Raw genomic sequence first — 21269 nt, 5'->3', positions numbered from 1 at the left:
GGTGCAATGCAATCGGCGTGCCACCGTGTTAAAACAAAGAGGAAGCCTGTTTTTCGCGCCGGGCTGTCGCGGCTCAGTGTGTCGTGTCTCAGACAAGACCTCTTCAATCGGATATGGCTGAACATGACAGGAAGTGGCCGGCTGAGGCGACTTCTTGGACGACATGCGAACCTGGATGACGGCAAGTGCCATAACGATCAGGGCCGCTACAAAATCTCAGCATCGATCGCCGGGATCAATTGGCGGTCGAAGTTATGATCCGAGCCGTGATGCGGCAGGACGTACTGGCGATTCCGTGCCCTACTGGGTCTACCCTGGGCACGCTAAAATCGTGCGCATGATCCTGATCCGTCCGTTTAGTCGGGAGGTAGAGCGCTACGAGAATCTGAAAAAGTCTCTGGCTACCTATCGGCTGGCCTTTGGCCAGCCCCGGCAAGATGACTTGATTGACCTGTTTTCTACGTTCGGATCTGACGTGGTGGCGGAGCTAGCTGACTTGCAAATCTCGCTCAAACCATCGAAGCTTCGCTCCTTCCCTGTTGATGCAGTGTTTGGAATAGCCATCGTCGTGGTCGGATCGCGCAACTGGCAGCTTGGTGCGCGCTCGTTTAACGGACCCAGGCCGGTTGGCGCCAAGGCGGGGCAGAGGCATGTGGGCGCAAACCACGAGGTCGGATCGGGTCTGCTTTCAGATGTCGGACTCCGGACCGTCATCCTGATCGCAATCTGAAAACCCCGGTGTGATGTCGCCCGCCAGCAGCTTTTCTTTCGACAGCAGCCCCGGCGTCCTCAAGCGCCTCGAAATCCGGGCAGCTGGCGCAGCGTGTCGAGCCCGAACTGCGACAGAAAATTCTTCGTCGTCACATAGGTGTAGGGCGCGCCTGGCTGCGGGCTGCGCGGCCCCGAAGCGATCAGCTCCTGCGCGCGCAGCACGCCGATCAGATCGCGCGACACCTCCTTGCCGAAGAAGGAACACAGTTCTGCGCGCGTGATCGGCTGGAAATAGGCAATGCACATCAGCACAAGCGCCTCCGACTGCGACAGTTCTTTTGACCGGCGGCGCCCTGCTGGCCGAAGGCGTCGTGGATGATGTCGCCAAAGGCTTTTTTCGTGCGGTGCTGCCAGCCGCTGGCGACAGAAACCAGCTCATAGGGGCGGCCGGCGAGCTCGGCGTGGATGTCGTCGATGACCAGCTCGAGATTGCAGCTTTTGCCTACCACCCGCGCCAGCACCTCGCGTGATACCGGCTCACTGGCGGCAAAGATCACCGCTTCGACCCGGCCCATCCACTCGCGCCAGCGCAGCTCCGGCGGCAGGTGCTCGAGCTCGGTGTCGAGCAGCGCCGGCTGCTCGTCTATCTTGCGGCGAACGCAGGCTTGGCTCATCGTTACAGCCAAACAACCGGAAGCTGGTGCGGCCCGACAGCTCGCGCACGGCCTCGAGCTGTTGCAGTCGCTCGAACAGCCGCCGCGCCGCAAAGCGCGACAGCCCTTTGTCACCAGCGATCCAGAGACAGCATCTTCATTCAGGAGCAAGAAATCACGTCGCCGGCGCCCTTGGCGCGCAGTTTCGGCGCCACCGCCAGGAGTTTTTCGGCGCGGCGCGACAGGTCGCTGGCCAGCCGGCAGGCGTCGGCCGCTGCCGCAACCAGCGCGACGCAGACCACGCGCTCAAAACTTTTCTCCCCGGGTCGGATGCGTTTGCCACCGGCGTCGGCGCGGAAGGCCGGAGCAAATGCCTGGGCGATGAGCAGCGGTAGCGGTCGCGGCCAGCGCAAATTTTGAGCCAGCACCAGGTCGGCGAGCCACCAGGCGAACAGTTCGGCATCGGGGCGCATGGCGACGACACGGGCGGCAATCGCCGCGGCGGCAAACGGCGCCGGCCAACCCGCGCGGACCTGATAGTCGATCGCCGCGCACAGGTCGGCGAGCGCCTCATCGTCCCAGGCGAACCCGAGCATCTCGGTCACTTTTGCCAGCGGATCGGCGCTGACCCCCGGCGGCTGCAGCGCCAGCTGGCGCCAAGCCCCAAAAATGGCGCCGGCGAGACCGGGATCGGCGCCGGTCGGGCAAAGCTGCCGGGCGTCGCGCAGGGCGGCCTCGTCTTCGGCGCGGCCAGCGAGCCGCATGCTGGCGGTGGCGTATTTGAGCGCCAACCGCTGGCGCCAGGCGCCGACCCAGGCAGGTTGCGCGGGCAAGCGTGTCAAGATTCCATGGGGCTAGATGGCGGCCATCGTTTTTGCAGAATGAGTGCCGTCCCACCAACCCCTTATTCCGAGGCCCCCGATGTTCAAGATCGAAAGTTCCGCGACCGCGATCCACACTAATCTTGCGGCAATCTTCATTTCGATGGAACTCAGCCAATCCACCTGGCTGATCACATCGCTGTCGCCGGGAAATGGCGAGAAGATGTGGCGTCCTCGCAGTATTGCTTGCTCTCCGGGGCGTCGATGCCGTTGAAACGGATCCTCTGCCCATGGACTTCGATCGTGTCGCCGTCGATGACGGAGGCGACGCCGGTGATCGGCCGCGGCTTCGGCCCAACCCAGTTAGACGCATTGATTTCCAGCAAGCTGTCGCTGTGCTGAATTGCCGTTTGGGCGGCAAGCGCACCAGCCGCGGCGACAGTGACGAAAATCAGGCGCCCCGGCGCGCTTGCCCAACGTCGGGCGCGGGAGCGCCTGGCGCCGCGCTTTCGCCATTGCTCAGATCGATTGTAGTGTCGAGATTTGTCCAAACCCATCCCCCACCAGGGAGGATGCCCTTGAGGACGATTAAAGTCCAGCGGCACTCTTAGCGCAACTATGTTGCGCAGCGCTGAAAATGCACCAAAAGACTTATAAAGGTCGACGGCCCAGTTCGCATCATGGTTGGAGAAGTGCGCCACCGTATTGCGCCCAAAGATGTTCGCAATCCCACACCCTCAAGCTCGGCGTTCCTGGTTCCCCATATACGACCATTGCACCACGAACATCGTACCCAAGCACCGATGCATTCGCAACGAACTGAATAGCGCGCCCTAGGCTGATGGCGCCGATCCTAGTTTCAACTTTGCTGGGGAGATCGATCACGCCGAAGATTTCGGCGTCTCCGCCTCTGCCGGCCAAAACGGCAGTCGATACCGCGTCGTTCACAGCAAGCAGCATCGCATTTGTCCCTGTAAGCAGCGCCTGCTAACTTCGATGTGCGAATTTCGTTCCGCGTCCCAAGAAACAATCTGAGATACCGTATCCGGTCAAGCGGCTCGTGCTTCGCGGTGCCGGAGATTCACCGGAAACGGGGCCGGCCGACGGTTATCGGTATTTCTTGCAATCGTTGAAGTACCTGCGTTTTCCGGGGGTCGGCAGCTGGTGATCGTCGGCCAATGTCCGAAAGTTTGTCACCCGCGCAACTTCCTAGCCTCCCGTTCCAAGGTTTTGCGGTCGTTGCCATGCTTGCCGATCAGTTCCCGAACCTCTTCGGTCGTAAGCCGGTGCTGCTTGGCGAAATAGCGCACCTCATAGTCCTCATCGGCTGAGACGCGATCGCGGTCCCGGAAATCACGCTTGGTTTTGTCATCGGCCGTGGCGGTTCCTCCTGAGAGAAGGAAGAACAGCGGCCACGCGCGATTGTTCTCTTTGCTTTTCAGCAATCGCTAACGGAACGCTTGCGGCTGTGCGATATTGAATCAAATTCGGGATCGCGCGTGGGTTTTCGATGCGTAAGCCTGCCGGCAGCGTCCGGCTATCTTTCATTCGTCCGATGGAGCCCTTGCTCGTCGAGCAGCCGCCTAAAGGCGAAGGCTGGAGCCACGAGGTCAAATTCGACGGCTGCCGCACCCAGGTCGTCAAGGATGCCGGCGGAATTCGCTTCTTCACGAAATCCGGGATCGACTGGACCGCGAAATACCGGTCGCTCGCCGATGATGCCAGGTCGATCGGGTCAGAGAGTTTCATCCTCGACGGCGAGGTGATCGTGACGAACGAAGCCGGGCTTTCCGACTTCCACGCGCTGCGCACGGCAATTACCAGGCGCCCCCAAGACCTCTATCTGGTTGCGTTCGATCTGCTGCACCTGAACGGCCACGATCTGCGCGACATGGCGCTGAGCGACCGGCGCGAGATCCTACAGGCGCTTGTTCCGGCCGGCGGTCATATCCAGTTTAGCGAGGCGCTGCCAGGCACCGGTGACGCGGTCTACTACCTGGCTTGCGAAGCGGGGTGGGAGGGTATCGTGTCCAAGCGGCTGGACAGTGTCTACCGCAGTGGGTCGACGATGAACTGGCGTAAGATCAAGTGCTACATCGAGAAAGTTATGGACGTCATCGGCGTGAAGCGCGAGACTGGCAAACCGGCGATGGTGCTGCTGGCGGAGAACGGCCGATACATGGGTGCCGCCTTCGTGACGTTCAAAGCCGACAAGCGACAGCGATTTTGGGAACGCGTCCAGGCCAAGGCCGGCGCTCCTCCGCCGCAGGGACTGGTGAAAGAGAACGCTGAATGGCTGAAGCCGGGTCTGGTGGGCCGGGTGAAGTGCCTCAAGGGCGAGGAGAAGCTTCGCCACGCCTCACTGATAGACTTTTGGGCCGAATAGGCCTGGTCTGTTCGGTCGGCTTTGAAAGCCGCTCAAAATTGACCCTGACCCTGCGGCCCACAGGCTTAACTGCGGCCGTGACGGCTTTTTCTAATGCATCGCCGTTTACGAGCGAAGGGCTTCGACCCGATAAAATCTCCGGCCAGAACCGTAGAGCTGAACTGAGCATAGCCGCTTGCGCAGCCGCCGCTCCCTGGGCGAAGGCTATCGTCTTCTCTGTCACCGCCAATATCGCCTCGGCCCGTTTCGGGGCCTTGCTACTTGCATCTAAGGCAATGATGGGAAGGCGCATAGCCACGACCGCAGGTGCCAACAGCAAGTCGCCGTAAGGGAAGGCTGCCTTTCGGATGCGACTTCTTTTGCGAACTGCCATCAGCCACCCCATTCGGCCTGCGCCGGAACCCTAGATCCAATACGCGCAGAGGGAGGCTTTGTTCCTGTTGGCGAAAACCGAGGTCCACTTCGTACGATACGCGACGTGCCACACATCAGATCGTGGCAGATCAGGGTTGAACCCGGTGCGCCGATAATGTGAGCGGCGAAGCCGAAAAGCCCCAGCGCCGAGGGGGGATCAGCGCTAGGGCCTTAGCCATGTACGCGGTACTCAGCATGTCCGCTCATTAGCCTAATCTAATATCCTGAACGAATGGTGAATCGGCGGATTGAGCTGTCATAATGATTCATAATCGCCTTTTTCGAAGGCTTTTTGGGGTTTCGCCTTAAATGGTTGAAGGGCAGACCTCACAAATCGTCACCAGTGGGCAAACCTCGAGCACCGAGGAGCCCTCCCGGACGGCTACAACCTCAATATCGCAGCCGGGAGGGAGGGCTGATCCGCTTGGCGCGAACGTAGGATATTCCAGCCAGTGTCGCTGATTTTCATGTGCTGGTTACGGCGGCATCGCGCCACATGCGGATCATCTTCGCCCTACAAAGCGCATTCATGACTCGGGTAACGGATACGTCCCCCTGCCACCAAGGGGTGCTGGCAAGACGAACTTGGGCGAACTGGCCCCTCGCTCCTGCGCCATCTGGCGCAGGAGCGTGAGTTGTCGATTAGGGAGGTGCCCATAAGCACCACCCCTCTTCGCCGCGCCGTTCGAGTTCATCGGCGATCATTTCAAGGCCGACGTCGCCGTCCGGCAACTCATCATAGAGGCGCTTCAGCCGCCAGGAGTCCACCAAATGGATGCTCAGGTATTTGCTGCGGTCCGTGCCGGGGATGCCTTCTTCGCCATACATTGCCGTGTCTCCATTTTCTAGGGCTGCCGAACATTCGAACGACGAAACTTGGCTACGGTCGCGAGGCGATCACGGTTTAAGCCGAGTCCTATCAAACCCAAGATCCTGTCCGGCATATTCCAGGACCTTGGGAAGTCGGACGATCGGCCGACGCGTCGGATCACAAACGAGACCCACCGCGGCGGCCTGCCCGTTGCAATCCACCTGCTTCTCCGACGGGCGCAGTGCTGCGCCCGATACGCGTCAGAGATCCAGATAGGCCTCCATCGCGTAACCACGGTTGATTACGCGGTATTGCCAGGAAGCGATGGAGGGTTTCAGATCATGCTTGGTTGCATGCTGGATGCTTGGTCGGCTTGATCATCCGTTGCCTTCCACCGTGCTATCTTCGTCCAGCGCACGCGGCACCGGCAGATAGGCATTGGCCACAAGCCACTCGCTCACGATCATTTCCACCAGGGCCGGCTTCGGCTTGCCCATTTCGGCGGCCAGGCCGGTCAGTACCTCGTCGGTGTAAGGATCGAGGCTAAGCCCGCCAAGATTTCTGAGCATCAGCGCGGCCCTCCGCAGCATAACCTGCAGATCGGCCCGCGACGCGTCCGCGATATGGTTGGCGGTGCTTTCCAGTTCATAGACGAATTGATGGCGGGACATTACTCATGCTCCTACAGCAATTTCTCCCTTTGCCGCGAGGCTTGAAGCGCGGCGCGCTCGCTTCGGCTTGGAGAGGACACCCAGCCGCCGTCATTGATGAGAGCCCGTCATGCTCGCAAGCCGCGCGCGCGACGGCATGCCCGTCAGTCGGGCCTGGGAGTTTCTTCGCTCATGGACAATTGTGAACAAAATGAGAACGAAAAGTCAAGCAGGGGCCTTGACCGGACAGGAATATGTTCTCAATTCCAATCCATGCCCGAGCAACCGGAAAAGTGGCCAAGAGGCGCCGCCTGGACCCTGTCGCATGCCCACGATGCCGGGCAAGTGGCCGGGATCCGCTGCGCCCGGTGCAACGTCAGGCGCTACTACAAGCCGGCCGAGCTGCGGGAGGTTATCGGCAACGTCACAATCGATCAGGTGCGGGATAGCGTCCGGTGCCAGCAATGTGGAAGCCGGGAGTGGATGAGCGCCCAGCTATTCCACCCGACCGGCGAGCAGGCCCACACCATCCGCTTCCGGCGGCTGGTGCAGATCCGTTGGGAAAAGCGTGTGATTTGGCGCGATGAGTAAATAAACAAGAGGTGCTGCGGCCCAGCCTAGGATCGCCACCGGTCGGTGCTGAAGCCGCTGCAAAAAAATGGCCGGTCGAGCAAACTGCGACCTCCGCGCAGTCTGACCTACCAGCCTGACAAACGGTTACGCTCGCGCCTTCCGTTTCGCAGACCCTTTGGCGGCCGGCTTGGCCGCAGCCTTGCGGCCGAGACCGCTGGCTTTCGCCAACTGCGATCGCGAGGCCGAATAGTTCGGCGCGACCATCGGATAGTCCGCGGCCAGCCCCCACTTCGACCTGTATTCGTCGGGGGTCAGTCCATAATGGACGTCGAGATGGCGCTTCAGCGACTTGAACTTCTTGCCGTCCTCAAGACAGACGATGTGGTCCGGAAATATCGACCGTTTCGGATTGACAGCTGGAGCCTGGGCCGGTTTCTCGGGCTCGGACGGCTGCCCGATTTTCGAAAGCGATTGATTTACACTCTGAATAAGGTCCGGCAGAGCCGAAATCGGCAAGGCATTCTTGCTCACATAAGCCGACACAATGTCAGTGGTCAGCCCGATCAGGTTGGTCATTTCATCAGCCAAAATAGCTTCTCCTTTTTAGCACATCAGCCTTACTAACTTGCGAATAAAGATTAATCAATGCCAGAAATGGCCCATTTATTGTAAATCAGTTGTAGCATCTGGTGTAAGGAGCCTATTTCATGCAACTGGCGATGGAAACATTCGGCGCCGGAAGGCGGGTCTGCATTCCTCCAGAATAACGTACGCATCCGAGCATCATCAGCGTGACAACGCCAAATCTCGCTCCACTCTAGTGGGCCAGGCTATCCAATCGATACGGCTGATTGGGGTTCGGTTTCTGGACGAAATGGTCCATGACAATGTCTCATCTCTTACGTCCTGCATTGCAAATGCACTATTCACCTCGGACGGCGCCATGGGTGCAAGCGGGCCGGCCGTTGAGAATGGATCAGTGAGCTCTATTGTTCAGCGGCACTTCGCTATGCCATTGGTTTTTCTCGCGGAAATAGCGTGCCGCTAGAATGATCATCGTCACATCTATTTCCATCCTGGGACATTGACTATCTCACGCGATGCCTCGGCAATTAGTTCGCAACTCCTGGAATAGTTGGATCGGGCTCGACTTGAGCTTGGCCGTCGAACTTGCAGGTAATTCAAGGCCAGTAAAGACGATCACACTGCTTTTGTCGTGATGGTTGGATTTGTGCCAATTACACGGCAAGAATTCAGCCGGCCTGCAACAGATGCACCCTGATCACTCTGATCGCGTTGAAGCATGGACCGGCGGTTCTGCATGCAATGGCATCGTCTTCACGCTTGTGGGGCAAAATTTGTGTTTCACGCGCCAGAGCTTTGTGCGAGCGACATTCCGGGGTGCTTCGCTCGGCTCGCGACGCCGCTGTGCCCGGTGCCCTCGGAGAGTTGCGCGATCCGACTTAGCTTTCCTCTGCCAACGGGTCGCGCGCCTTCTTAGCATATTCCTCAAGATAGAGACGCGACGTTTGGTCCGACATTCTTTCCGAAAGCTTTTGCACCATCAGGTCAACGTCGGCGTTCAAGTCGGTGACCTCCACCTCGCTGGCTGCATTCACACTATCGAAAATCATCTGATTAAAGGCGTCGCCGTCGGAATCGAATGCCTTGCGGACCTCCTGGCGCAGAAGCACCGGTGAACGTGCGACCTGAATGCCGGGCTCATCTTCACGCGCCAGATGCCGATCCCTGTCAGGATCCTTCCTTTTAAGGATGCCCGCGTATTTGTTCTGCTCGAGCTTCTCTAGATCGACGTCGAGGGAGTCATCATCGGCCTTGTCGATCTCGTAAGCCTCCTGGTTTGCGCGCTGCGCCGCCGCCGCCCCACGGCGCTCGCCGGCAATCTCGTCGTTCAGAGCGCGCCGTTTCCGGTTCGTGCGCTTATCGCTCTCCCCATCGTCGGCTTTAAGACTGAGTGATGCCGAATTGACGTTCGCGATGTGCTGAGGCGGTTGTTCCTTCTGCCGGTCTTTCCTCAAATCGTCTTCAGTCACTCCCGCGGCCCGTTTCTCGTCCAGGTCAAGACGCTGGCGCAGTTCATCGAGGGACGAGATGAACACCAGCCGGACACCGTCCTTCACCTTGAACCGAACATCTTGCGCATGCTTGGGGCGCCGAGCCCCTCCTCTACCGGCCCTACCCTCTCGGCCACCGCCATTGTGACCGTTATCCAACGAGCCCTTCGGGTTCGGCCGCGCTGCATTGAATTTTTCAGTGTCCGCGGTGGTCCACTCGACCGGTTCCATACGTGGTTTGGGTAAGGCCTTGAAGTTGCGAACCTTCGAGAACATGCGCTCCCCGCCCGAATCCAGCTTCATGATGCGCATGAGCGGCATGCCGGTCACTTGCAGGATCGCTTCTTCGGGCTTCATCATCATCAGCGTGTTGACAGGAAGAAGGTCAACCGACACCGGAACTTTTGAAACCGAGCGGTCCCGGCGACCATGACGGTGGGTGTAAGACGACTGCTCGATCCATTCCGTCGTCTTACCAGCCGCCATGGACACCGCCGAGGCGTCTTCCTGGTTCTGGAAATTCATGAAAAGCTTGATGGTAGAAGACCCCATGAGGATTTTCTGTCCGGACTTTTGGTAAAGTCGCTCAAGTTGGGCACCGTCCTGTAGAATGAAGACGAAGCGCACACCGTTTTTTCGGATCAGCGGCGCCAACGTCAGAACCGTGTCGATGCGGCCACTATTTCCGAACTCGTCGAGCATCATCAGGACTTCGTGTTCGCCATCCCGCAACTTGCCCATCTGGACTAGCTTGTCTGCCATCTGCTGGATGAAAATCGAGATCAGCCGCTCATAGATCTGGATGGCGTTCCAGTCGGCCTGCACGAAGATCACCATCTTGCGCTTGCGGATCAGGTCAATCGGAATCGTCGTTATCGAGGTCAAAGCTTCGACGAGAGGATTCTGCAGGAAATTGAGCTTGGCGACGATCTCGGCCGCGATACCTTCGCCAAGCTTTTCATGTCGTCCTGCGAATTTGGTCAGCTGCATGCGGGTCTGGTCGGAAAGAACGCTTTCATAGTTCTCGAGCAGCTGCACGATAGCCTTGCGCTCGTCCGACATCGAGTTGAGGATTCGATAGAGCTCGCTCAATGATTTCCGCGTATCCGGGCATTCGAGAACGAAGCCCAACATCGCCGTCATCAGGATACGAGCACTTTCCTCCCAAAAGTCGGATGAATCGGAGCGAAGGCGCTCCGGAAGCAGCATCTGCGTCAGCTTCTGAAGATCGGTGATCCGCTGATTGGGGTCCTTGCTGATAAGATCGAGGGGATTATAGCCGTCGGTTTCCTTCGAGCCCGGCGCCAGCAGAAAGACTTCGTACCCCTTGTCTTTCATGTAGCCGGAGGTCTCCTCGAACAACTCGCCACTCAAATCGAGGACGAACTGCGAGCCCTGAAAACTCATCATGGTCGGGATCACGAAGCTGCGCGACTTGCCCTGCCCTGGCGAACCGATGACCATGACATGTTGGTCACCGTCATTGCGCAAAAGCAGCCCCTGCTTCAGTCCGAGCACGATCCCGTGCTTGTCACGCAGCCGGAAATCAGACGCATCTTTCAGCGTCGCCAACCGAGCCTTCCCCATAATCATCCGCTGACGCTTTTGGATCGCTGCACCGATCGGAAAGCCGACCAAAAGCCCAGCAGCCGCAAGGCCGGCTAAAGCTGCCAGAACCATCTGGCGCGCCGGGCGCTGATAGACGCCTGCTGCGTCGATCGCACCGAAGGGAGCCTGATACATCGCGAAAAGATGATTGCCGTAATACCCAGCCGCGGCGGCGTTGTTGCCAAATTTCGTCGCTACCAGATAGAAGGCGATGCCGTAAGCAACCGCGCCGACATAGGCACCCACAAAAATAAGGCCGGTGTTTGCGATCAGGCTGAACATTGATCGCACATGTAAGAGATAGAGAATCTTGCGCGAAAACGCTCTTCCTCCCTTCAGCATCCACAAGCAAAGCCACGCGAAGAGGAACGGCGCGGCCAGAACGAACGCTAGAACGGACAAACCGAAGGTGTTTCGGATACCGATGATTGACCAGATGTATCGAACACCGTCGAGAAGCGGGGCTCGTGAGAGATAGTCGAAGAGTGAGGCCGTGCCGAATGACGTCACATAGAGATCGTAGATGAACGTGAAGAAGGCAAGCCACATCACAATCGCGGCGACAAGCACCACCGGGAAGGTGAAGAAGGATACTTTCTGAAGGCCCGTCCACTTCGGGCGGTCAGTCTCCTCGTCCGTGAACACGCTTGCCATCTTCGTCTACCTCATCGGCGAAATAAATTTCGCTGACGCCGCGGCCGCCGGCGGCATCACTCTTCTTCAACTGAACCACAATCGGAATGATCGACCGGATGTAGCGAACGATATCGTCACGCTCCATGCGAACATTGCTGTTCAGGACGAGCGTCGACAGCCGGTTAAAAGCGTGATGTGGCGAGTTGGCGTGAATGGTCGACATCGATCCCGGGTGGCCGGTGTTGATCGCATTCAAAAAGTCGAACGCCTCGTCGCCACGCAACTCGCCCATGAAAATCCGGTCTGGGCGCAAACGCAGCGCGGTGGCCAGAAGATCAGTCATGGTCACGCGCGCTTCTCCCTGCCCGCCTTTTGATACGAGCAGCGAGACGACATTTTCCTGGCGCGGCTCGAGCTCGGCCGTGTCCTGCATCAAGACAAAACGCTCATTGTCTGGAATCGCGGTCAGCATCGTGTTGAGAAACGTCGTCTTGCCCGTCGACGTGCCACCGGAGATCAGCATGCTTCGATGATTTTTGGCCGCAATCTCGAGAAAGTCTCTCACCTTCCCTGCGCGCAACAGCTTGGACAACTCGACGTCCATGTCGTCGATGTAGTCGTCCCCTGTTCGCTTCGTGAATCGAAAAGCCCCCGCTTTTTCATAATCGTTCAGGTCGAAGTGACGGATGAACTGCTTTCTGATCGAAAAGGCGTGCCCGGTTGCAGAGGTGGGGTTCAAGACAAACTGAACGCGTTCGCCATTTTCAAGCGTGGCCGACAAAAGCGGGCTCTCGGCATTTACGTTTTGCTTGGTGAAGGATGCAGCGCGAGAAGCCATATGGCGTATGGCCTCTTGCTCCAGACCCTGCACGCTCACCTTTTCCATGGCGAGCTTGCCGATCCGCTCCAGCCACACTGCGTTGCTCCGCTGGCATGAAATCTCCACGATGCCGGGATCATCGAGAAATTGCCTTATCGGCTCCAGCGCCTCGGAGAGAAAGTGCTGCTCTGGCGATATCGTCGGTCGTGCATTCATTTATAGACGAGCCCGCCTGAATGAGGGGCAGCGTAGGCTGGCGGCGGGGCTGCACTTGGCCGCTGTCTCCTGTTATGCAGAAGCCGCTCGAACTCTTCACGAACGGGATCCGGGTAGAGATCCGAAAAATCGAGATCGCGAGTGACGAAAACCGTGATGTCGGAGCCTTGGGCAATATGGATGGTGGGCCGAACGTTTCGGGTGTCCTGGAAGGCTTCAGTAGCCATCTGCTGGATACCGGAAGCGATCGTTTCAGCCGCAATCTGTCGCGCACGGTCCTGAGAATTGTTGCCATTATCCTGCGGAACCCGCGCGACCGATCCGTCCGAGTTGACGACGGTAATGTACTGTGTGTCCTTCTGACCGAGCGACGCGACATATTGAGCCGCACCCCCGATCATCGTCATCAGCGCAGGCGGCCCGAAACGTTCCCAGTATTTCTTGTCCACCTTGCCGGTCATGCCCGACCGGCCGAGACGGTCAGTGCCATATGAACCCAATTGCACCGATACGCCGTCCCCACGGATCATTCGGGTCCACACGATGAACACACGTTCCTGCCCGCGCTCGACACCAGACTTATAGTCCCCGATCAAGGACGAGCCGGCCGGGATCAGAATGCGACGACCATCGAACGAATAAACGTCCTCGCGCACGTTCCCCTTCACCATGCCCGCAAGATCGGAGTTTATGGCCGTTTCAAGCGTGCCGCGGATCATCGTTCCTTGTGGGATCCACGCATCGGTTCTGCGATTTTGGGTCGCCGTGGAGACTTCTACCCCCTGTGCGCCCATCGCCTTGAGGAACGCTCGATCATTATCCACTGCGCCAGCGCCACCTGGATCCTGCCCTCCAGTTGCAGAAGGATCGCCGCCGCCAATCATGCCGCCGCCGGCTTGATCATTCGCCGTTGCCTGTGCAGCGATCCTGGTTTGATCCGACTGATCAAAGACCATGGAACTCGAACGCACCCGCTCGAGCAGCTTGGCTTGGCGAGCAAGTTCAACGCACTTCGGATGTTCCGGGTTGTTACCGTTCGAGCAATCGACATCAACGGGTGGAGCTGACGGCGTCGCTGCCGGGATCACAGCTGCCGGAGGTGGTGGCGGCGGTGGCGGCGGAGCCTCTGGCACCTGCACCGTTGGCAAAGGTGGCGGTGCCGGTGCGGTGAAGCCTTCATTGCTTGGTGCTGACAGCGGCCGGAACTCTTCGCGAGGTGTGGTGTCGACGGCGGGGGCTTCTTCGCCACCAGATAAAAGGAAATAGAGCACGATACCGACACCAGCTATCGCGGCCGCAACGGCGACCGGACGCATGATGCCGACGCCCGCCTTCCTGACCTGTCCACCGATCGCTATGTCGCCTTCGATTGGGTGATAGTGAGAATCTGACATATCGCCCTTACCTTGATCAATTTTCGGGTTGGATGAGGCTGTTACGGGGGCCGCCCGAACCTATCCTCTTCGGACCGACTACGCCCTCGATCGGAGCTGGCGCATCGGCCGGAGCAGTCCTTAAATTGAAGAGGCACGTCTCCTCCTCCGTGCCGTAGCGCAGTGTCCATTGCCGGGAGACCGTATCAATCACGATATAGTCCTCTTCCCGGCGATAATTGACGAGGCTTTCCCGCCGCTTCCGGTCAACGATGAAAATCGCAGGTATGTCGCCGGTGAACTTCATGAAGGTTTTCAGCCCATCGTCGAACACCCACAAAGGCTTGGCTGAATCACCACCCTTGAAACCATAGTCGTAGTTGACCTTGTCCCGGCGGATGTTCTTGATATTAGGGTTTTTTTGGGCGTCCTGTGCCTGCTTCCACAGCTCTGCTGTGCCCTTCAAGCCCGCATCCTCTGGATAAGTGAAGCGCAGCTTATAGGTCTGATTTTGCATCGAGCGGCTGTCATTGACGCGGAGATCGAAGGAATAGGTCCGCTTCGTTGTCACGACCGACAAGTTCGTTGGCGCATCCTTCTCCATTGGCTTCAAGGTCAGCGACCGCCGATCGGCAGATGTGAGAATCTGCCATGACACTGTGTCGCCCGCCACGACCTGAGTGATTTCCTCATCGGCACCGAACAGGATGGTCGTCACCATCCCGTAGGTTCCTGTCACCAAAAAAACTTGCTCCGACGAATAGGGCAATGTCCGCACGCGAGGATCAAAACGGCCAGGCCGTGCAACCAGTTCTGCCTGAGCCACTGTTGTCGTTAAAAGCAGGCTCAAGAGGATAGCCGCAGATCTCTTCATTGAACCAACCCGGTGGGCATATTTTCCGGCACTTTCACATACTCGGTCACGACAAAGCCGAGCGGGTTGAAGAGCCGCACCCTATTGCTTGCCGGCAAGTTGATCTGCTTGTACCGCACGGTCGCAGACCATCTGTTCACCACCTCGCCACCGCGTTGCCGTTCCCTTGTCTCGAAGCGCACTGACATAGTGGTCGCGTTGAGAGGATTGACCGAAAGGATTACCGGTCGAATTTCGCCGGTTGATCCAAGTGTCTTGACCGGCCCCTGCGGATTCGACGGATTCATCGAGTCCTCGTAGTCCTTGAAGGCCTTCGAGCCCGGTTCGGACCAAACCGCGATCATGTCGAAATTGTCGGAGAGGTAGCGCGGATCGTAGGTCTCGCGACGAATGACATAATTGCCCACGAAAGCGGCGCGGACCGCCTGCATTTCGGCGACGTTCGTCCGATCCTTCTCAAGCGTCGTCACCGTCTCCATGTAGCCGGTGTTCTTGTCCACTATCAAAGGGACAACCTCGGTACGCACCAGTGGGAACAATTGCGCCACAGAGAAGGACAAGATGCCCGCGACAGCCCATCCAGCGATAGCGAAGAACAACAAGATGAGTCCGATCAAAGTCCTCAACGACCTGTTCTTTTCGCCCCATGAAAGATGCTGCTTATATGTCTCTTGCGGACCTGGCAGCTGACTGCTTGGCCCTTCAAAGTGTCGCGTTTTAGAAAATGCCACCGGCCAACCTCATAGGTCCGAAATCGACGCAAACTTTATGGCGTGTGAATCAATCACATGCATCCTGGATTATACTCCAGTGTAAGAAAAGGGATTTGTGATGCCCAATGGCAACAGCAGCAGTTAGCCGTTAGCCGCCGCCGCTACGCCGTCTTTTCGTCAACATGCGCCCTAACGCACCGGCGCCAGCGCCAACACCACGTCCAGCAGCCATGGCTGCCAAAGCTGCGCCTTTCGGTCCTGCCCCGATAATACCGAGAGCGTTTGCCGCTGCCTGTGCAGATTTGCTGTTGTTGGAGGCAAGATTGCCCCTCAGCGCATTATAGGGAGCACCCACGCCACCGTCGTTCGGGCCAACTCCGAGGTGTGATCCGTACGCGAAAGCTTTCGAAAATTCTGGCACTTGCATGATAAAATATGAGATGAGACACAGATAAAGCACCATCGCCAACACGATAGCTAGGGCATTTTCACTTGTAGCCATCTGTCCCCCGATCGTATCCATCATCCCGACCAAGAAGCCAAATGAGAGGCCTGCCATGACGTATGTAAACAGAAGCATGAACATGCCATAAGCAATACCTTTCACCCAAGAATCGAAAATGAATCTCGTTATTCCGAAGAAATAACTGAGTATTGCGATGGGACCAATCGCCAACATTACGGCAGTAATCATCTTAGCATAGATGGTTACCCCGGTTAGAACAAGCAGCATAGGAAGAAGACCAAAAACAAGGACGATAAAAACCACGACGGCGCCAGTGACGTTTGGCAACCAGCCTGATTCGTACGAACGGAACAATTCCATCGCAAAGTTATATACTTTGCGAGCCATACTGGCGACCTGTTGGGAAAGATCGGTACCTGCGACGTCTCCTCCCATGGCTGAGGAAATCGCAGAGCCAAGGTCCTGTGGCGTGTTTAAAACAAACTGTGCGATATTATCATAAAAAAGCGCCCAAGACATAATGAGCGCATAGGCAAGCGTAACCTTGCATCCGGTTATGGCGATGTCCTGTAAGGACACGCCGGACAGCCCAAGCGCTCCCCACATAAAATAAAGGATCAAAAAAAGTGCTAAGATCGTTGAGATCAGGTTACCGTTCTCTGCGAACAAACCCCAAGCCCGTTCTAGCGACGCCTCATTCACCTTGTCAAAATACCTTAGTGCATCTCCATAAAAATTTATAGCGTAACCGACTGGATCCATCACTCACCTAAAACTGATTGACCGGCCTCATCGGACCACAATCATCTTTCACTACTCCCGCCAAGGCGGCGGATGCGCCGTTGTTATCGTGTCGTGGGCCCAGCGCTAACGGCGGGACCGGGTTCTCATCGTCGGAACATTTTGCCAACTGCTCGTATTTATTGTTGCCTGCGCAGCCGCCGATAGTTGTGCAGGCAACGATGGTGATTACGACCAATTTCACTGGTTCTGATCCTGGAAAGCTTTCAGCTGATCACGCACTGACCGCCCTTGATGACCTTGATTGCCAGTGCGGATCACGCTGTCCGGAAGGGGTGCAAAAGTTCGCAAATTCTGCGAGGATGTCGCCAGTGCCGCCTTGTATTGCTGGTTGAGCAACATGACCTGGTTGTTCAACGAGCCGACTGTTTCATTGGCGGTCTGGTTGCCCTGCAGCACCATTTGTGTGTTCTGCTCGAGCGCGCCTTTGAGGTCTTTTGCCGTTCCGATCTGCTGCGTAGCCTGCTGGAACGAATTCTGACGATCCTTCGACGCAGCATTCATCGCATCGGTTAGGGCTGTCATCGTTGTGAGTGCGCTAATGCCCTGCGAATAGGCCTGATTAGCACCTGACAGACTTCCCCCATTGACGCTGTTTGTGACCATCTTCACCAGATTGAGCCCATTGATGAGCTTCGCGGCGGCATTCTGAAACTGCCCACCGATCCCACCGAAGACAGCTGAATTGCCCGAGAGGATGCTGTCGAAACCCGGCGCCTGGCCCATACTGAACCCATTGCCCGTCGCAAGGGAAGCAAACTGGCTGGCGTCTTGGCTGCGATCACCGGTAATTGCCTGCAGGGTCTTCGTCGTGTTGTCCTTGACGACGGAAGTATCTTGTTGGATCTGCGCCGACAGACGCTGGATCTCCTGGTTGATCTTGATGTTAGTAGCGTCCGTAACAGGGACCTGCGCATATGCCGACGACATCGCCAGAACGCTCAATGCGCCTGTTATGATGAGCTTATTCATTTTGCCTATCCTCTTTTTGCAACTGTTACTGCGCGATCGGTCGATTATCGACCACTGTTATGAGGCCCAATGCAGGATCTTCCATTGCTGAGAACGTCGCCAATTGCCCCTTCAAGCGAGCTTGCTCCTGAAGGCTCGACAACCAACCCTGAATGTCTTTGGTCGACGCGGTCGATGGGACGGCATAGCAGACCGTCCCTCCCGTATTGAAAACTGACGGTGGGCACTGGACTTGCGCCATCACCAGAGATCCATCACCAAATCCCTTATCATTGCCCGCGCCACTTGATCGCAATCCCGCCGACGCTGCCATCAGACCAGCCTGCAAACGCTGAAGATATTGTTCGTTAGAGGCTGCCGATTTTTCAACGAATTCGTTCCACACCTTGGCGCGCTCAAGCTGAGCTTCGGTATTGCGATCAAGAGCCTTCTTCAGTTGCTCGCCGCAGCCTTGATTGTAGTCCACAGTTTCGGCCGGTGGCGTGTTCGCAGGCGTCTGATCGCCATTCTGCGATTTGTTACGATTGTAATAGCCAGAGACCTTCTTCACATAATCCTGCGTCTCTGGAATCTGCGGAACTTGACCATTGGCGAGCGACTGCCGGTACGGGCCGGCATTGTAGCCTGCGGCCACGAGATCATAACGATCGCCGAACATGCCTTGCAGCTTTTTGATGTATTTCACACCGCCCCGGATGTTATCCCGGGTGTCGTACGGATTGACCTCCAACTCTGCTGCTGTGCCAGGCATAAGCTGCATGACGCCAACAGCGCCAACACCGGATCGTGCGGACTGCCGAAATCGGGATTCCTGCTCGGCAATGGCCATTGCGAAATTCGGATCTACGCCCTGCCGGATCGCCTCCTCTCGCACCATGTTGGCGATTTCTTGCTGGCTATGTGTTTGTTTCGACGCTGGCGCCTGGGCAGTGCCTCCCGACATGCCTTCGGCGGAGCAATCCAGCGGCGACCCCGATCCCTGCCCCGGCGCAACACTGTCAGTCGTTCCGCCTGTTGCCCCTTTTACTTTCCCGGTGTCAGCTTCATAGGTCGTATACCAACCCATCGTCTGCGTCTGGATGTTCACGCGTGCCCCGTCAATAACCGGGACCTGCGCCAATGCGGCCGAGGACAGTGCGGTTGCCATTGCCACGGCTGCCGACAAGGGCTTCCCGGATGACATTGCTCTAATCATCCCCTTCTCCACGGTTCCAGTCACAGAATCTCGAGAGCCAGTTCTTCGGATCCTCGCCAAACTCGTGGCGAAGCATCTCAGCCTCGCGTACGGTTTCTTCACGACCCGACAAAACCTTGATGAATTGCGGCATATGGGACATATCCACGCGGGCGATGACGCTGTCCTTCGCATGCTTGATCAGCATGAAACGCGACTTCGGATCGCCGTTCTTCACCCAATCGAATTCGGCCTGTGAAAGCCCGAAATGGTCCATGTAGGAGTTTTCATCAGCCTTCGGATTGGCGAAGAAAATGTTGGTGGAGGTCTGCTCGATGATGGTTCGGCTTACACTCGATTGCACCACGTCGTCAGCTGACTGCGTTCCGAAAATCACAAGGCCATTACGCTTACGAATGGTCTTAAAGTAATCCTTCATGGTGCGCTTGAATTCGTCGTCGTCGAGCAGCTTCCACGCCTCATCCATCAGATTGATGATTGGCGATTTGCCGTCGTAAATGCCATCCAGCCGGTGGAACATGTACAGAAGCGCCGCCGTGCGAACTGTCGGATCGTCGAGGATCGATGTCATATCGAAACCGATCATCGGCTTCGTAACGTCCAGATTGTCTTCGGCATTGTCGAAGAGCCAGGCATACGGGCCTTGATCGACCCACTTGTCCAGCCGGGCGATGAGGCTGCCTTCAGTGCGCTCGCTGCCAGCCAGCAAAGCACGCAACGACGACAGACGCCGATACGATTTATCCTTAGTTTTCAGGACAGACTTAATCGCATTGCGGATGATGGCCTCTTCCTGAGGCGTAAGGTTCTCGCCTTCCTTGGCAGGCCTGAGCATGAAGCTCAGCAGCCGGTAGAGGAACACGCGGTTCTCTTCCGTATCCTCGAGAAGGAGCGGATTCCAGCCCGACGGTTCACCCGGCTCCAGCGTCATATACGTTCCGCCAGCCGCCCGGACCATGATGTCGAGACCACGATCCTTGTCGAACACAACAGTCTTGAGCCGCGGACTGACGCGATAGGCTTGCAGGATCATGAAGGCCATGATCACGGTCTTACCGGAACCGGTCGGGCCAAAAACGGTCGTATGCCCGACGTCGCCCTGGTGGAAGTTGAAAAAGAACGGCGTGCCTGACGTTGTTTCAAAAATGGTAATTGCCGGCCCCCAATGATTCCCGTCCGGCTTGCCGTAGGGGTAGGCGTGGAAGCTGCTCAATCCAGCAAAATTCAGCGTGGAAATTAACGCCCGACGCGCGATATAGGCCTGATTGCCGGGCAGTTGCGCCCAATAGGCAGGCTCAGCATTCAGATCCTCACGCACATATGATGCGCCAAGGGCGCCCAATTCGTTGCCGACAAGGGCCACAGCATCGTCAAGCTGCATGGTGTTCTTCCCGATCGGCATAACGGTCAGATGATGCTCGGCAAAAGCCACGCGCTTTCGCGCCAGTTCATCGCGGGCAATATCGAGGTTCCCCTGTACACTCGAGCCACCCTCGTCCGCTTTGGAGAGTTGCCGATCCAAACGCTCGATCCGGTTGCGGGCGGCGATGTCGTCGATGAAAGACATCGACTGCGTGACGACCATCTCAAAGGGGAGCTTCAAAACGTAGTCGAGCATGCCCGCGCCGGTCTCCGGAGGGTACTCCTTAAGCGAGACCATAGCTGCAAAGCGGTCTTCGTCGGTCGTGTCGCCCTGCAGATGAATAATGCGATTGCCGATCGAAGTTCGCCGCGCTGGCAGCAACTCGTCGATTGGAATCTCGCCCAGTCGGATAGGCCGTACACGTCCCCCGTTCAGCAGCGTGTAGAGGAATTCGCACTGCTCCGAGAACCACACCTTCCGGGCATCCTCTTCGAGGACCATATCCTCGGGGGTATCGCGATAAATCCGCTTGCCGTTGCCAAGATCGACCTCGAGGCGTTGCACGTCGCGTAGCACTTTCGGCCCATAGGCCTCCAAGGACTTTTCCAGCGCCCTGGTCGCCTCGACGAGCTTGTCGCGCATGACGCGAAACTGCTCTTTGCGGACAACATTGCCGCCGATACCCATAATGCGCGAGAGCGCAGATCCTTTCTTGAAGAAGGGCCGGACGACGAGCGACACATAGGTGTCGTTCACGAACATTTCGTTCGTCGAAATGTTCGCCTGATAGACGTCGTCCATCTTTTGCATGAAAGGATCGGCAAAATTCGATGGCAACGACGGCGCCACCTTGTGGCGAATGACGTGTGTGTAGAATGAGAAATTTCCGATCGACGAGATCGCGCGGAACGCGGAATTGCGTTGCCGCTGAAGCATGTTGATTGTTTCGATGTCGGCGGTCTCAAAGGAAAAACCGTTCAGTCGGATCGTGCTGACGAGGCAGTCATTTTTCAGCCGAATGATGCCGTTCTCAGTTGGCACGTAGAAGGGAACGTGGCTGGAGATGCTCTTGTCGGCAAAAATCTCCCAACCTTTTGTCAGGGACCCCTTCAAGGAACGCGCCATCGTATTCATTCGA

20 protein-coding genes and 1 pseudogene are annotated in these 21269 nt (G+C 57.3%); 3 read left to right on the top strand and 18 right to left on the bottom strand.

The annotated features are described in order from the left end of the window. Window positions 1-154 precede the first annotated feature (154 nt). Entirely contained in the window at window positions 155-730 is a 576-nt protein-coding gene (locus EJ071_RS39920; RefSeq protein ID WP_245460129.1) for a hypothetical protein, read from the top strand. Between the two features lie 59 nt (window positions 731-789). On the opposite strand, the gene EJ071_RS40195 is transcribed toward EJ071_RS39920, so the two are convergent. The 4 genes from EJ071_RS40195 to EJ071_RS37540 all read right to left on the bottom strand — a co-directional run bounded on the left by EJ071_RS40195 (window position 790) and on the right by EJ071_RS37540 (window position 2206). Further along, window positions 790-1017: an SMC-Scp complex subunit ScpB gene (locus EJ071_RS40195; RefSeq protein WP_281058892.1), complete on the bottom strand. Its 228-nt coding sequence runs from the start codon at window positions 1015-1017 to the stop codon at window positions 790-792. Next, window positions 1017-1340 (bottom strand): SMC-Scp complex subunit ScpB, encoded by a 324-nt coding sequence (locus EJ071_RS40190; RefSeq protein ID WP_281058922.1) that lies wholly within the window; start codon window positions 1338-1340, stop codon window positions 1017-1019. Before EJ071_RS40190 ends, EJ071_RS40195 begins: the two co-directional genes overlap by 1 nt. Then, on the bottom strand, window positions 1249-1452 hold the full coding sequence (locus tag EJ071_RS40185) for a hypothetical protein (RefSeq protein WP_281058921.1): 204 nt from the start codon (window positions 1450-1452) through the stop codon (window positions 1249-1251). Before EJ071_RS40185 ends, EJ071_RS40190 begins: the two co-directional genes overlap by 92 nt. Window positions 1453-1525: 73 nt before the next feature. Beyond that, complete coding sequence (locus tag EJ071_RS37540; protein WP_281058891.1) at window positions 1526-2206, bottom strand: DUF1403 family protein; 681 nt, start codon at window positions 2204-2206, stop codon at window positions 1526-1528. Between the two features lie 79 nt (window positions 2207-2285). Here EJ071_RS37540 and EJ071_RS37535 point away from each other — a divergent pair. Beyond that, window positions 2286-2411 (top strand): annotated as a pseudogene (locus tag EJ071_RS37535) (IS110 family transposase); the annotation flags it as partial. Here the strand turns inward: EJ071_RS37535 and EJ071_RS40180 are convergent. Both EJ071_RS40180 and EJ071_RS37520 read right to left on the bottom strand, forming a co-directional pair. Further along, a complete protein-coding gene (locus EJ071_RS40180) occupies window positions 2377-2886 on the bottom strand; it encodes a hypothetical protein (protein ID WP_281058925.1) in 510 nt (169 codons plus the stop codon). The pseudogene EJ071_RS37535 and the gene EJ071_RS40180 sit on opposite strands and share 35 nt — an antisense overlap. Before the next feature lie 492 nt (window positions 2887-3378). Next, window positions 3379-3630 carry a DUF3606 domain-containing protein gene (locus EJ071_RS37520; RefSeq protein ID WP_348628124.1) on the bottom strand — a complete coding sequence of 84 codons (252 nt, stop codon included), beginning with the start codon at window positions 3628-3630 and terminating at the stop codon, window positions 3379-3381. A gap of 65 nt (window positions 3631-3695) precedes the next feature. Between EJ071_RS37520 and EJ071_RS37515 the strand changes: the two genes are divergently transcribed. Next, entirely contained in the window at window positions 3696-4571 is an 876-nt protein-coding gene (locus tag EJ071_RS37515) for an RNA ligase family protein (protein WP_126102331.1), read from the top strand. A gap of 1056 nt (window positions 4572-5627) precedes the next feature. On the opposite strand, the gene EJ071_RS37505 is transcribed toward EJ071_RS37515, so the two are convergent. The 12 genes from EJ071_RS37505 to EJ071_RS37445 all read right to left on the bottom strand — a co-directional run bounded on the left by EJ071_RS37505 (window position 5628) and on the right by EJ071_RS37445 (window position 21265). Beyond that, entirely contained in the window at window positions 5628-5813 is a 186-nt protein-coding gene (locus tag EJ071_RS37505; protein WP_126102330.1) for a hypothetical protein, read from the bottom strand. A 360-nt stretch (window positions 5814-6173) separates the two neighbouring features. Next, a complete protein-coding gene (locus EJ071_RS37500; RefSeq protein ID WP_126102329.1) occupies window positions 6174-6467 on the bottom strand; it encodes a hypothetical protein in 294 nt (97 codons plus the stop codon). A gap of 696 nt (window positions 6468-7163) precedes the next feature. Then, window positions 7164-7595: a MucR family transcriptional regulator gene (locus EJ071_RS37495; protein ID WP_126102887.1), complete on the bottom strand. Its 432-nt coding sequence runs from the start codon at window positions 7593-7595 to the stop codon at window positions 7164-7166. 887 nt (window positions 7596-8482) lie between these two features. Continuing rightward, on the bottom strand, window positions 8483-11356 hold the full coding sequence (locus EJ071_RS37490; RefSeq protein WP_126102328.1) for a type IV secretory system conjugative DNA transfer family protein: 2874 nt from the start codon (window positions 11354-11356) through the stop codon (window positions 8483-8485). Next, complete coding sequence (gene virB11 / locus EJ071_RS37485; protein WP_126102327.1) at window positions 11325-12374, bottom strand: P-type DNA transfer ATPase VirB11; 1050 nt, start codon at window positions 12372-12374, stop codon at window positions 11325-11327. Before virB11 ends, EJ071_RS37490 begins: the two co-directional genes overlap by 32 nt. After that, complete coding sequence (gene virB10 / locus EJ071_RS37480) at window positions 12371-13768, bottom strand: type IV secretion system protein VirB10 (protein WP_126102326.1); 1398 nt, start codon at window positions 13766-13768, stop codon at window positions 12371-12373. Before virB10 ends, virB11 begins: the two co-directional genes overlap by 4 nt. 16 nt (window positions 13769-13784) lie before the next feature. Next, window positions 13785-14621: a P-type conjugative transfer protein VirB9 gene (gene virB9 / locus EJ071_RS37475; RefSeq protein ID WP_126102325.1), complete on the bottom strand. Its 837-nt coding sequence runs from the start codon at window positions 14619-14621 to the stop codon at window positions 13785-13787. Beyond that, window positions 14618-15247: a type IV secretion system protein gene (locus tag EJ071_RS37470; protein ID WP_245460128.1), complete on the bottom strand. Its 630-nt coding sequence runs from the start codon at window positions 15245-15247 to the stop codon at window positions 14618-14620. The genes virB9 and EJ071_RS37470 overlap by 4 nt, the downstream gene beginning before the upstream one ends. Window positions 15248-15482: 235 nt before the next feature. Then, window positions 15483-16562 (bottom strand): type IV secretion system protein, encoded by a 1080-nt coding sequence (locus EJ071_RS37465; protein ID WP_126102323.1) that lies wholly within the window; start codon window positions 16560-16562, stop codon window positions 15483-15485. A gap of 219 nt (window positions 16563-16781) precedes the next feature. Further along, entirely contained in the window at window positions 16782-17573 is a 792-nt protein-coding gene (locus EJ071_RS37455; RefSeq protein WP_126102321.1) for a conjugal transfer protein, read from the bottom strand. 25 nt (window positions 17574-17598) lie between these two features. Next, a complete protein-coding gene (locus tag EJ071_RS37450; RefSeq protein WP_245460127.1) occupies window positions 17599-18720 on the bottom strand; it encodes a transglycosylase SLT domain-containing protein in 1122 nt (373 codons plus the stop codon). A gap of 40 nt (window positions 18721-18760) precedes the next feature. Next, complete coding sequence (locus EJ071_RS37445) at window positions 18761-21265, bottom strand: VirB4 family type IV secretion/conjugal transfer ATPase (RefSeq protein ID WP_126102319.1); 2505 nt, start codon at window positions 21263-21265, stop codon at window positions 18761-18763. Window positions 21266-21269: the final 4 nt, after the last annotated feature.

The sequence above is a fragment of the Mesorhizobium sp. M1B.F.Ca.ET.045.04.1.1 genome (assembly GCF_003952465.1).
Classification (GTDB): Bacteria; Pseudomonadota; Alphaproteobacteria; order Rhizobiales; family Rhizobiaceae; genus Mesorhizobium; species Mesorhizobium shonense.
The sequence above is the reverse complement of the archived record's forward strand: the minus strand, read 5'-3'. Positions and strand labels throughout refer to the sequence as shown.

Coding starts and splice junctions, on each gene's coding strand:
- EJ071_RS40195 (WP_281058892.1), bottom strand. CDS start 1,017: ATGTGCATTGCCTATTTCCAGCCGATCACGCGCGCAGAACTGTGTTCC.
- EJ071_RS37515 (WP_126102331.1), top strand. CDS start 3,696: ATGCGTAAGCCTGCCGGCAGCGTCCGGCTATCTTTCATTCGTCCGATG.
- EJ071_RS37505 (WP_126102330.1), bottom strand. CDS start 5,813: ATGTATGGCGAAGAAGGCATCCCCGGCACGGACCGCAGCAAATACCTG.
- EJ071_RS37500 (WP_126102329.1), bottom strand. CDS start 6,467: ATGTCCCGCCATCAATTCGTCTATGAACTGGAAAGCACCGCCAACCAT.
- EJ071_RS37495 (WP_126102887.1), bottom strand. CDS start 7,595: ATGACCAACCTGATCGGGCTGACCACTGACATTGTGTCGGCTTATGTG.
- EJ071_RS37490 (WP_126102328.1), bottom strand. CDS start 11,356: ATGGCAAGCGTGTTCACGGACGAGGAGACTGACCGCCCGAAGTGGACG.
- virB11 (WP_126102327.1), bottom strand. CDS start 12,374: ATGAATGCACGACCGACGATATCGCCAGAGCAGCACTTTCTCTCCGAG.
- virB10 (WP_126102326.1), bottom strand. CDS start 13,768: ATGTCAGATTCTCACTATCACCCAATCGAAGGCGACATAGCGATCGGT.
- virB9 (WP_126102325.1), bottom strand. CDS start 14,621: ATGAAGAGATCTGCGGCTATCCTCTTGAGCCTGCTTTTAACGACAACA.
- EJ071_RS37465 (WP_126102323.1), bottom strand. CDS start 16,562: ATGGATCCAGTCGGTTACGCTATAAATTTTTATGGAGATGCACTAAGG.
- EJ071_RS37455 (WP_126102321.1), bottom strand. CDS start 17,573: ATGAATAAGCTCATCATAACAGGCGCATTGAGCGTTCTGGCGATGTCG.
- EJ071_RS37450 (WP_245460127.1), bottom strand. CDS start 18,720: ATGGCAACCGCACTGTCCTCGGCCGCATTGGCGCAGGTCCCGGTTATT.
- EJ071_RS37445 (WP_126102319.1), bottom strand. CDS start 21,265: ATGAATACGATGGCGCGTTCCTTGAAGGGGTCCCTGACAAAAGGTTGG.